This is a genomic window from Croceibacterium ferulae (genome assembly GCF_003660445.1).
Taxonomy (GTDB): domain Bacteria; phylum Pseudomonadota; class Alphaproteobacteria; order Sphingomonadales; family Sphingomonadaceae; genus Croceibacterium; species Croceibacterium ferulae.
The window spans coordinates 1-11,617 of the sequence record NZ_QZVQ01000005.1; the positions used below are offsets into that span (position 1 = coordinate 1).

Annotated in this window: 8 protein-coding genes and 1 pseudogene; 6 read left to right on the top strand and 3 right to left on the bottom strand. The window is 58.3% G+C overall.

What is annotated here, in order from left to right; all coding sequences use genetic code 11:
• Positions 1-460 (top strand): hypothetical protein (locus tag D5S08_RS16385; RefSeq protein ID WP_206610299.1); only part of this gene is annotated, 460 nt, incomplete at its 5' end.
• 275 nt (positions 461-735) lie between these two features.
• Here the strand turns inward: D5S08_RS16385 and D5S08_RS17450 are convergent.
• Positions 736-945: pseudogene (locus D5S08_RS17450) on the bottom strand (EAL domain-containing protein); the annotation flags it as partial.
• A gap of 734 nt (positions 946-1,679) precedes the next feature.
• Between D5S08_RS17450 and D5S08_RS17455 the strand changes: the two are divergent.
• Positions 1,680-1,880, top strand: coding sequence for an SLOG family protein (locus tag D5S08_RS17455; protein WP_162301938.1), 201 nt, complete (start codon positions 1,680-1,682; stop codon positions 1,878-1,880).
• Positions 1,881-4,311: 2,431 nt separating this feature from the next.
• Here D5S08_RS17455 and D5S08_RS16390 read toward each other — a convergent pair.
• Positions 4,312-4,644: a hypothetical protein gene (locus D5S08_RS16390; RefSeq protein ID WP_126665513.1), complete on the bottom strand. Its 333-nt coding sequence runs from the start codon at positions 4,642-4,644 to the stop codon at positions 4,312-4,314.
• A 1,122-nt stretch (positions 4,645-5,766) separates the two neighbouring features.
• Here D5S08_RS16390 and D5S08_RS16395 point away from each other — a divergent pair.
• Genes D5S08_RS16395 through D5S08_RS17460 form a run of 4 tightly spaced genes read left to right on the top strand, consistent with a single transcriptional unit; the run spans position 5,767 to position 10,455 of the window.
• The gene (locus D5S08_RS16395) at positions 5,767-7,809 is read left to right on the top strand and encodes a hypothetical protein (protein WP_126665514.1); all 2,043 of its coding nucleotides are present in this window, start codon (positions 5,767-5,769) and stop codon (positions 7,807-7,809) included.
• A gap of 5 nt (positions 7,810-7,814) precedes the next feature.
• Positions 7,815-9,002, top strand: a complete 1,188-nt coding sequence (cas7e, locus tag D5S08_RS07405) for a type I-E CRISPR-associated protein Cas7/Cse4/CasC (RefSeq protein ID WP_121117129.1) — start codon at positions 7,815-7,817, stop codon at positions 9,000-9,002.
• The gene (gene cas5e, locus D5S08_RS07410) at positions 8,999-9,715 is read left to right on the top strand and encodes a type I-E CRISPR-associated protein Cas5/CasD (protein WP_121117123.1); all 717 of its coding nucleotides are present in this window, start codon (positions 8,999-9,001) and stop codon (positions 9,713-9,715) included. Before cas7e ends, cas5e begins: the two co-directional genes overlap by 4 nt.
• The gene (locus tag D5S08_RS17460; protein WP_121117125.1) at positions 9,712-10,455 is read left to right on the top strand and encodes a type I-E CRISPR-associated protein Cas6/Cse3/CasE; all 744 of its coding nucleotides are present in this window, start codon (positions 9,712-9,714) and stop codon (positions 10,453-10,455) included. The genes cas5e and D5S08_RS17460 overlap by 4 nt, the downstream gene beginning before the upstream one ends.
• A 217-nt stretch (positions 10,456-10,672) precedes the next feature.
• Here the strand turns inward: D5S08_RS17460 and virB11 are convergent.
• The coding region (gene virB11, locus D5S08_RS07420) for a P-type DNA transfer ATPase VirB11 (RefSeq protein WP_121117127.1) at positions 10,673-11,617 on the bottom strand (945 nt) is incomplete at its 5' end.

Sequence of the window (11,617 nt, forward strand, 5' to 3'; positions counted from 1 at the left end):
ACAGCGACGTATCGGCAGGTCAACGAAAAAGGAAAACTTCCACATGAAGGTCGCACTATCGGCTGTCGCGTCCGTATTTATTGCGCAAGTAGCGAATGGGTCGATACCGCCGCCCCCGCCGCCGCCGGCAGCAATCATCGTTTATGTCCCGAACACAAAGGACGACTTAAACGTCAGCTGCCCTCTAAGCTATGCGGGATCAAAGCTGGCTGATCTTGAGAGCGGCACTTATGTCGATTGGCGTGTTCCTGGCGGCTTATACCATTTAAGCGCAGGTGATGCGCAGATTGAAATTGATGCCCAGCCTGGCATCTTCACCTATATCCGTTGTAGCGGAGAAGATGGCACGAATGGGGAGGTAAGTTTCGACATCGTTGAGACAGGCGACTTTGGCAGGCTTGCTGGCGATCTTGGGTCCTCCCGGCCCGCGTTGTTGAACATGTTCAATCGTATCCGGTAGCGCCTTCGAAATTGGAGGCGCCGGTGAAGATACTATTCGAAAAATCTGTCTTTGTTTGAAGAACTGGTGGGTTCGCAACTGCACCTCAAAACCAGCAAACGGGGATTGCTGCCTGAAAGCCGACAGTCGGCTTTCTACCCAATCTGGGCCATTCCGCTTAGGGTGTCATTTCGCCCTCAGCCGGAACCGACCCCTACCCGAGCGTTTTCATCGCAACCGCGAGGGCAGGCGGCGCGGAACGAACGCAATGTCCTGGGCGACACTGCGATCAAACTTCACACGATCAAATGAAACGGCCGTAGCGTATTCAGCGACGAATAGCCGGTGCCAAAGTCATCCAGCGCGATGCCGACAGCCTTGCAGCTGCGCAGTTTGCGCAAAGAAAGGTTGCGATCGGCGGTTACGGCCGTGTCTGTTACTTTCAGGTCCAGACGGCTCGGGCTTAGGCCACTGGTGTGCAGAATTGACTTGATCTTCTCTACGAAGGAGAACGACGCAAGTGTAGGTCAGGACAGCGGCGCCTGCGGCATCGGATTGCAACCCATCCACACTACTGTGCAGTAATCGAATTGGTGCTCCATCTTTGTAGGCCTGGCGCTGCTCATCGAGAGTTTGTGGTTTGCGATCACGTTGATGGTCCACGCCACGCCGGCCAGATGCGCGACTGATCAAACGCGATGATCCCGGCTGGAGCAGCCTAGGACGCCGTGCACGCTACGGCAGCGGTACTACCTTCATCCGTGTTGATGGGCCACCACACGAAACTCCGGCGAGAGCCTGCGCGAGCTGGTAAGCCCGACGCCCGTCAGCCGCGCTGCATCTGCCACCCGAAGATGAGGCGGGTTCCGCCGACTTGCGCTTGCCAGCGTGCGAGTTCAAGAGACGCCGTTGCATCGAATTTCGGCTAGCACTGACGGGCCTCGAGCATGTGGGACGTAGAAACGCGTCGCTCTGGCGGCGGAATCATTCTGCGTCGCTGGACAGGAGCAGGCTCAGTAAACGTGCGGAAGTCGAATTGCATCTGTGCGTTCGATCTACGGGATCCTGACCCTTCACTTAGGAGTTTGCGAGATTACTCACGAGCTTATCGAGGCGGCGCTCGGTCATGTCGCCGCAACCGCGGAGGCGCACGGGGCATGTTGATCGACGGGCGAGCGGCTTGGGTGGCCTACATTCCGGAACTTCGGGCGGAAATCGAGTTGGCTTTGGTCCGGGGTTGATGCGCCTGTTGGTTTGCGGTGGGCGGCACATTGCCGTTCAGAAACGGGTTTGGCGTATCTTGGACGGCATACACGCCAATCACACGATTACATGCGTCATCGAAGGTCGCAGCCCGCTGGGGGGTGCAGATCTTCATGCACAGCGCTGGGCCGAGGCTGATGGAGTGGAAAACTTGGGTTGCGAATGGTTGGGCGCGTAGGTCCAGTCCGCAACAGGCGGATGCTGGCAGAGACCCAACCCACTGCCTTGCCTTCTCAGGTGGGCGGTGGACGAGCGATATGGTTGCCATGGCAAGGGAGATGCTTGGAGCAGACTATGTTCATGAGGTTCGGTGATACACGGGTTAGTCACAATCGCGACAATCATACCTCCTCATATTACTTGTACCATGAAGGCTTGAGTGCCAAGGGGCAGTTTGTCGGCGATCAGGGCATCTAATCTCTGAGCCTTCGTCGCTGTCGTCTGCTTTGAGGCACATACATCGGGGAAGATCGGCCCGCCTTTGCCGATCCCGTCTTGACTATTGTGCCTCACACGCACGCAGCAATGGCCAGAGGCGGTTAAACGATATCCGGCAGGCTCAACAGCTCACCCAGGTGGCACGCCAGCTTCGTAGCGATTGCTTCGTCGACGAGAGGGGCACAAGTTCATCTCCGTTCAGCGTCACAAGGATCGACGCTGCACGGCCATGCTTGCCGGGTAAGGACTTGGGAGGCTCGTCTTGGTGCCTAGTTGGCATGCAACGTGAAAGAGATAGGAGCACGCTGCTGTATGGAGCAGAGATGCGCAGAGCAGACTGATTAGGCAAAGCCGCAATTTGGACGGAGCGGCCCGCTGAGAGCTGGCGGACGGCTCCGCCTTTTCAAGTGGGACGACGCGTGTAGTGTACCCCAGTCCGCGCCGTCCCGCGCTCCAGATCGAGTCTGACGACGATCGCAGCACGTATTGCACGTAAGAATGGTTAAGCGTCAGCACAAGCCGCTAAAGCAGCCCGCATCTCGTGACGTGGACCTTCGGATCACGCACCGTTGCGCAGCCTCGGAAGTTGATGGCGCAATACGTCGCAAGTGTCAGACGTACATACGGGTACGCGCCTCTTAAAAGGTGGGGAAATTAGAGAAAACAGCGCCGCCGCCTCACGTTGGATCTCCCTGATAATCGCACAACGATCCTTGGTGAATCAGACCCACCCGCTAGCAGCCAGCCATACTAGTCTAAGCGAGACTGCCCGCACGGCAACGGTGCGGCCTTTTCACGCTCGAGGCGGACGCAATCTTTATGTTTGATCCGGCTCGGAAGAAAAGGGCGATATGCCAACACGCGGGATCAGCTGCGAAGTTCGGAACAAGTCTGCGCCGCCTTTTGTATGATATGGATACCGAACCAGCGGTAAGGTCTTGGTGCTGATAGAGATTTCTGCTGCGTCAAATGCCTGTATGCCGTTGCGCTGATTATGAGCCCAGAGAGACTGCGCGACAATGCTCACAGATATTGCCTGTCGGCGACGACTGCGGAACCCGCGCACCCGTTAAAGCTCCGCCAAGCCTTTGTACCTGCGGACCTTATCCCGCTTGTGCGAGGCATCCTCGTGCAAGCCTCGCATCGCGGCGCTGCGCCGTCTGCGGCGAGGCGCTTACGACGCTGCCGCGACGGGCACATGCGTACGCTAGGTCACAGGGCGAACTAACGGCATCATGTCCAAGGCGCGCTTGAGCCGTGCTCTTAAAGGCGGAGGCATCAATGCGACTGAGCAGTCGGCGACCCTGATCTTGGCAAGCCGTATTGGGGCATCTGCTATGCGCCGCTGCGCGACACATCCGGCCGAATTACCGGCTCGTTTCCTGATGCTAAGGACATCAGCGATCGTCTTCGAGCGCAGTCCGCCTTACGGCACGCAGACGGTGCACCTGGAGCCCTCGGCCAGGTCACAGGCGAGGTGGCGCATGTCTTCAACAATCTCCTGACCATCGTCGGATTTGCGGTCGAAGTGCTAGAGCTTAAAAGCCGAGATGCGACCCGACGTGAGCGGTACGTCGGGGCTACCGACTACGCAGTCCGCAGGGGATCGAAGCTCACACTACAGTGCCTTGCATTCGCATGCCGACAGACGCTGGCACCTGAAATCTTCGACGCCATTACGAGCCTCGCGGATATGCGGGAAATGAAGGCAACTCTCTCGGGCACTGGAATCCGCATCGCCGATGATAACGAGGGTCAACAGCTGCTACACAAACGCGGACTCAGGCAGACTCGCTACAGCGCAAGTGAATCTGGTTGTGATTGCTCGTGACACGGGCAAGGGATCACTCACCATCCACGCTCATGTAGCGAGCGCGATACCGAGACGGCGTGGCAACTGCAGCGGTTGGGCCTACCGGCTAATCGACATATATCCCTTGAGCGTTCGACGAGCCAGGCTGGGTCATAGATCAGGGACGTTGAGGCCGATGGAAGGCGAGTGCCTGCAAGATGAAAAAGATCAAGACTGATTTGCGCGCGCGATAGCAGGTCAAGGCGCGTTGATCGCCCTTTGTAGTCTCAGCTCGGCAAGAGCCATTCTATGCGGCCCAGCACTGGTTACTCACCCGAATACGGTCGTATCAGTGCTGGGCTGAGTTGGGCTTCACGGATCAGGCGGCGATGCGTGCAACATCATCTTCACCAAGGCCAATGGGTCCATCGGGAGGACAATCATGAACGGCGGCGCCCATCTCACGACCGATGTTACTAAGCCCGCCATGAACCCGCGCCAGGTCACTCCCGGCCGTAAGCAAGGTCTGCTGTGACTTGATCAAACGCTGCAGGAGTTCGTGACCGGTAAACGGTCCGGCCTCTTTGGTTTCTTGGCGTGCGGATATAAGGGTGCCAAACAGAACATTTGTCTTGAGGAGAGCTTCATCAAGGGCGCATTCGGCAGCGCGGAGATCCCGAACGATACGCATGCCAGCGATGGACGATGTCATAGTCACGATACTGTCCTACTCATTAAGAGCTGTGTGTCTGTAAGTTGATAACCGAAGTTGGACACCTTCATAGGTGTCCTGACGTCTGAGTAATACAAGTGTTAGCAAAAGGTGGTTACCACGAGCCGGTGGCAAACCCTTAGGTCACGCTTGCGGCCAACACCCGGATATTGCTGTTGCGCATGAGCGAAGGACATTGCCGGAACATGATTGGAGCATGCCTACAGCAGGTTACGGCCAACTCGTCAGTTCTTGGCCGGCGCGGCCTAGGCATTCTTGCCGACACCGTTCAATCCTCGTGCAGGCAGAACATGAGTAGCAAGCAAGTGGGTGGCATTTGGCTGAGCACCAAGCTTCGGGACCTAAATAGAAGCTGCGCAACAAAAGCTGGCGTCAACCGAGCGGCAGTATAGATCGTATTGCTTTGCGCAGTATCTTCTCCGCTGGTGTGCAGCAAAGAAGCTTGCGCCGTAGCGTCGCGTGGGCGGCTCAGGGGGGGCGCCGCCATCAGCAAGCGGCAACGGTTGCTCGGGCACGTAGCAGAGAGCGTATAGCTCGGCGAAGAGGCCCTGGGGGGGGCGTCGCCGGCTTTACGCCTCAGATCCGATGTGCAATCTAGCGCTATGGCTACCCTTGTCCAGCGCAGACGATTTGAAAACGAGATGCAGGCCCTTGACGCCGCCCGTGTCTTCAACCCGCCACAGACTCTTACTCCGCAACTAAACTACCATGTTGTTGTTAAGGAGGATGAGGATGGCTTTTGGCTCTACCTGACACTTACCGGCGACTCTGTTCCGGATGGACTGCCAGTACTGCCCGGCTACGAACGCGTATGAGGTTACATTTATGCCCATACCACGGGCGAGCCAGATAGTCCCTTTCACGAGGAGCGTGACGACATCTGCCGTAACCCTCTTTGATTGATTCAACGTGTGCTTGGGCTATCTCGATCTTAGCATATGCTTATCTGCACGTCAGTTTACACCGTCGATTGTCTTCAGGCTACTAACGGGCAGGCGGCAAAGTTGCCTAGATGTTCACCAGAATATGAGGCGTTTGCCGCAAGCGTTTCCTACTGCGATTGGTTTTTGCACCGTGAGCTCACGACAGGGCGCCTCTAAGATGGATGATGAGTATATCCGGTGGCGTGATAAATCGGCGAAAACGCATCGCAGCACGCTTTGCGGTGTGTTGGCTGCGCTCGCGGGTGGAGCGCTGGATAGTTTTCTGGGCCTGCGCGCCCATCAGAGGGAGCCCTGGCACGCGTTCTGCGTCCAAATCGCGGCACTCGCTTTAAGTAAGGCGGGACTGCGTGAAATGCCCTACAAAGAGGGACATTGGCGAGCGCTGCTACTTAAGCTAACTCCTGAATGGCCCGACGGCGAAGCTTGGTCTTTAGTTGTAGATGACTGGACCAGGCCTGCGTTGCTGCAGCCGCCACTCGCCAATTCCGGTAACTTACCTGATTACCGGAACACTGTTACGACGCCTGATCGGCTCGACGTTCTTCTAACGTCGAAGAACCATGATCTAAAGCGGTATCGGATGCATAACTCATGTCTTGAGGACTGGCTTTTTGCTCTTGTGACGCTGCAAACAACGGAGGGGTTCCAAGGCGCTGGCAATTACGGGATCAGCCGGATGAACGGTGGCTTTGGAACCCGCATGACTTTCGGCTGGCGAGCAACCGAGAGCACGTCTGCGGCTTTTAGAATGGATGTCCAGCGGCTCCTCAGCAACGATGATTTCTCGTCATCCTGGACGGGAGTATCCCTGCTTTGGCTTGAACCTTGGGATGGGAGGCATTCGCTTGCGTTCGACCAATTAGACCCTTTGTACGTGGAAGTCTGCCGGAGAGTTCGGCTTAAAAAAGTTTTGCGGTCGATCGTCGCTCTGACCGCGACCTCGAGTGCACCGCGAGTTGCGTCTGCGGCGCTCAATGGCCGAACCAATGATCCGTGGGTGCCGATTAAGCAGGATATGAGTGCCTGTGTCACGCCGAGTTCTGCGGGCTTTGGTTATCGACAAATCACACGGTTGCTCGATCCGGCTCGAACAAAGCTTCCCGTTTTGGCGCGATCGGTTGCGCTCGTGCCAGAAGAAAAGGTGGCGTTGTTGGCAGCCGCGTTGGTTCGAGGCCAAGGTAAGACCGAAGGTTTGCATCGCAGAACGATTGCACTTCCTGCTTGGGTTGCGAGCGCGATGGTGGGGAAAAATCCAGTCGAGAAGATGGGAAGGGTGGCTTCGGCACGTGCTGTTAAGTTGGCATCGGTACGAACTGGCCTTCAGCGTGCGTTACTTTCGCTTTTTCAAGGCGGTCCCGAGCAGATACAACTTCAGGATGAGGCTGGTTTGCAGAAGGCAGAGCGATGGCTGATTCGGTTCGACGAGGCCATCGACCTGATCTTCTTTGACCCATCGTTCTGGGAGCATGTCATTAGGGATCAGGACGAGAGTGACGAGACTTGGAGACGGCGAGCGTCCGAGTGCGCCTTTCGTATCCTCGAAGAGGCTATGGCGCTCGCGCCGCGCCGTGCGCTCAGCCGAATGCGGGCTGCAGCCCGAGCGGTTAACTACCTTGAGTTGGAGTTACCGTACGCCAACAAGGGAGCTTCAGGCTCTGACGTGAGCAGCATGAAGCAAGAGCCCAACTCGACGGAGCAGGTCCTTCATGCTTTATCGGCTTCGATCATTGCGCTGCCCGTCCACAATCTGGCTCAACTCCGAAGAACCGTCCTTGTCGGCCATCAAAGGTCGGACATCCTCGTCGGTCAGCTCCTCCAGGGCGCGGGCGCGCAACCGCATACCTGGCTTGAGCCCGCTTCTTTCACAAATTGGCGCTTCATTGCATATGCTATGGCGGTGCTGGCAGGGACGACGCGACGCCCCCCCCACTCGGTGAGCAACAGTTTTGGTGCGGCATTGTTCTGGTCAGGTTACTCCGAGAGCCGATTGCTGCGCCTTACCTCAGCGCGGGGTGAGGCCATGATCGATCAGGTTAGGATTGCCATCAACATGATCGCCAAAGTGAGTCAGGCGCCCATCAACCTCTTGACCGTCAAAAATCTGCTTGAAGAGCCCGCATGTACCGGGCGGGGTGCGAGAATGACGATCGCGCAAGACTTCTACAATCCAGGTCGAACACGAACAGGTTTAGGACGTTGAGCTACATGCCACAGCCAAAATTCATTCAAGTGCATTACCTTGCGGGGTGGACAGGAGCGCTGCTCAATCGTGACGAAACAGGTGCAGCCAAGCGACTGCCGTTTGGGCCTGCCATGCGGACCCGCATCTCTTCGCAAAGTCTTAAACGCCGGTGGCGAATGGCGGATGATCCCCGTAGCTTACGACGGCTAGCCGAGAAACATGGAGTGGCAGGGGAGCGGACAAAGCTCGCGATCGAGCAGCTGGTAATTCGCCCGCTTGAAGACAGATATCCGGAAGCTCTGCTGCGACCCGTCCAGGACGCCTTCCTTAAACGATATTATGGCGCAAAAAGCACGGATTTACGGCAGCGACAGGTGCTTCTCTTCGGCCACCCAGAGATACGTTACCTCCACCATGCAGCCGCTGCTATTCTGGCGGAGGCAAGTGATGCGGTAAGTGCCGCCAAACTCTCGGAGCAGTGGCTCAAGGGTGAGCGCGCCAACCTCGCTACCATGATCGAAGGCGCTCAGCCTTCGGCAAGCCTTGAAGCAGCTCTGTTCGGACGAATGGTGACCTCGGACGTGAGGGCCAACGTTGATGCGGCGATACATGTCGCACATGCCTTTACTGTGCATGCGGAGCAGCCGGAGCTCGACTTTTTCACGGTAGTGGATGATCTCGGTGACAGCGAATCCACGAACTTTCGGACAGCCGGGCTGTTCGACACAGAACTTACGACCGGCTTGTTTTACGGCTACCTCGTCGTTGATGTCGCGTTGCTAGTGTCCAACGTAACTGGATGTGCTCCATCAGATTGGGCCGGGGATCAAGATCGTCGGCTCGCGGCGGAAGCGGTCGAAAATCTGATTTGGCTTATAGCGGAGGTATCCCCCGGCGCGAAGAAGGCCTCCACGGCGCCGTATAGCCGGGCAGAGATGGTTCTAATTGAAGCTGGCGACAGGCAGCCGCGCACTTTGGCAAATGCGTTCCGCGATCCGGTACCGCTCACGGCTACTTCGGGCGGATCGCTGGGCGCACGTACTGCGCAAACGATGCACGACCATCTCAGGGTATTGGACGCCCTTTATACGACAGGCGAGAGCCGGTGCCATATGGCGACACCAGAAATGCAGCTGGACGGGATCGACAAGGCGTCCTTGCAGGAGCTGGCGACGTGGGCACGCGATCGAGTACTAACTGCAACCTTATGAAGCACCGACATATTGTACTGCTGCTTGATGCGCCCCTGATGAGCTTCGGATCCGAGGCAGTCGACGCTCACGCATTCGTTCGCGACTTTCCGGCCCGGTCTGCGCTGACAGGACTGCTGGCGAATGCGCTCGGCTGGGAACGCAGCGATGCTAGGGCGCTTGATGGATTGCAGGATCGGTTGATCTTCGGTGCCGCCCGGCTGGAAGATGGGCTGAGAATGAAGGACTTTCAGACCGCGAAACTATCGGTGAATGATCGCGGCTGGACAACGCATGGCTCGCCTGAGGGGCGGACCGGTTCACCTGCCACCTACCAATCCCCCCATATTCGGCACCGGTATGTCGATGCGCAGGCTCGTGTAGTGGTCGTTCTCAGGCTCGCGGAAGCTGCGAGTGAGCCTGACCTCGATCAAATATCGTCTGCGTTGGATCGGCCCGCTCGGCCGCTCTTTATCGGCCGCAAGCCCTTTATTCCATCGACACGCTTGCTGCAGGGCAACATCTTTGCCGCAGATGTTGCAAACGCTTTGGGACACGCAATAGCAATGTTCGGGAAAGCTCATGCTTATGCCCAGTGGCCGGTGGCGGAAGGAGGAAAGTGTGACGCCACGACCGTCGAGCTTACGGACGAACGAAACTGGCGGGCTGGGGTTCACGCGGGGATCCGCCGGGTGAATGAAGGCCTCCTTGATGCGATGAGCCTACCGGCATGAGGGAGCTGTCGCTCGTTAGGATCGGGTTGAGCTTACCAGCACTCGCTGAATTTGCGGCAAAGCATGAGGCAGGTGACGATGATCATGGGTATGCGCTGCATCTTGCGCTGCGCCGGCGCTATGGCGCTGCAGCGCCACAGCCCTTTTGGCTTCGCCTGAACGATCCGACGCAAGCGCATTTGCTGGGTTATGTCACGTCTGCTCAGCAGCTCATCGATGCCGTTGCTCTTCCAAGCACTGATCAGATGCTGGAGCGGGTATTTCCAGAGGCTCCCCAATGCAGGATGATGCCGCAAGGTTGGGTGGTTGGCGCCCGATACCGTTTTGAGATCAAGGTCCGGCCAGTGGTGCGGTTCGGCACTCATGCTCGACAACGCCGTGAAGCAAGTGAGACAGCTTGGCAGCGACGTGCGGGAGAAATCGATGCCTTTGTTGCTGCTCGCGCGCGTTCGAACGGAGAGCCCGTCAGCCGTGAGGGTGTTTACCGCGACTGGCTAGCTTCGCGATTCGACGGCAAAGCTACGATCGAGCAAGCTTATCTTGCCGCAGCTGAGCACGTTCGCTCACGAAGATCCACACACATACAGTCAAGCAGAAGATCTGTAGCCGGGGTTGAAGCCGTAATGAGGGGGACGTTATCCATCACTGATGGTACAGCCTTCACCGATCTTTTGGCTCGTGGTATCGGACGGCATGTCGCTTTTGGCAATGGCATGCTATTATTGTCACCGGCACGTTAAATAGCGAAGAAGCTCCACTTACTTAAAAGCCGAGGTGTCTATCGCCAGTCTGCCAGTACTGTGACGTTATGTCCGGTCGCAATGCTCCAGAAGCAAAGCCCGTAAGTGCGCTCTGCTCCCGGAGTGGACTGGCCTAAACACAGGAACGATGCCGGCTAGATGCACTCGGATATTGCCTAGATGTTGGTAGCGTAGTCTGTCAGTTCTAGGAGACGCTTTATCCCGGTGAGGCAAGCTCCGCCGGGCGGGCGATGGCGCTGATCCCGCGCCGCCCCTCGCTGCGGTCCAGTTGCACGATGACGTCGATCACCGACGCGGCATAGGCGATGGTGTCGCTGCGGGTCAGGCCGATGCCGGTCTGCATGACCATCAGCGCCAGCTGTTCCAGCGCGCCGCGCAGCGAATTGGCGTGGATGGTGGAGAAGCTGCCCGGATGGCCGGTATTGATCGCGCGCAGGAAGCTGACGCTTTCGGCGCCACGCAACTCGCCCAGCACGATGCGGTCAGGGCGCAGGCGCAGGGCGGACTGCAGCAGCTCGTTGGCGGTGACCTTGGCCTCGCCCAGCTCGCCTTTAACCGCGACCAGCCCCAAACCATTGGCGCCGGGCAGGCGCAGTTCGGGCGTATCCTCCACCAGCACGACCCGTTCGTGCGGCGGGATCTCGCCCAGCATGGCGTTGAGGAAGGTGGTCTTGCCGGTGCTGGTGCCGCCGGAAATCAGGATCGTCTTGCGCGCGCGGATCGCGGCCCGCAGAAAGGCGATCGGCTCCTGCTGGGGGTCAGGCATTTCGGCCTCGACCGGCACCAGCAGCGGCCCGGTGTCATAGGCGTCCAGCGGGAGGTCCAGCCGGCGATGCCGGCGGATCGCCATGGCCCAGTGGCGGCGGGTCGCGGGCGGGCCGCAGAACTGGATGCGCGCACCGCCGAAGCCGTCCGCCGGCAAGGTCGCGCCCAGCAGCGGGTGTTCGCGATTGATGCCCTGATGGCTGACGCGGGCCACCTGTTCGGCCAGGCGCTGCACCAGCCGGTCGTCGATCTCCGGCGCCAGGATCCGCTGCATGCCGGGCTGGGCGGCATCCTCCACCCACACCTCGCCCGGACGGTTGACCATGATCTCCGTCACGGTGTCCCGTTCCAGCCAGTGGCGGAACGGCGCGAGATA

What these genes read in the sequence shown, in the direction of transcription:
- D5S08_RS16390 (WP_126665513.1), bottom strand. Translation starts at nt 4,644, where the DNA reads ATGACATCGTCCATCGCTGGCATGCGTATCGTTCGGGATCTCCGCGCT.
- cas5e (WP_121117123.1), top strand. Translation starts at nt 8,999, where the DNA reads ATGAAGCACCGACATATTGTACTGCTGCTTGATGCGCCCCTGATGAGC.
- D5S08_RS17455 (WP_162301938.1), top strand. Translation starts at nt 1,680, where the DNA reads ATGCGCCTGTTGGTTTGCGGTGGGCGGCACATTGCCGTTCAGAAACGG.
- D5S08_RS16395 (WP_126665514.1), top strand. Translation starts at nt 5,767, where the DNA reads ATGGATGATGAGTATATCCGGTGGCGTGATAAATCGGCGAAAACGCAT.
- cas7e (WP_121117129.1), top strand. Translation starts at nt 7,815, where the DNA reads ATGCCACAGCCAAAATTCATTCAAGTGCATTACCTTGCGGGGTGGACA.
- D5S08_RS17460 (WP_121117125.1), top strand. Translation starts at nt 9,712, where the DNA reads ATGAGGGAGCTGTCGCTCGTTAGGATCGGGTTGAGCTTACCAGCACTC.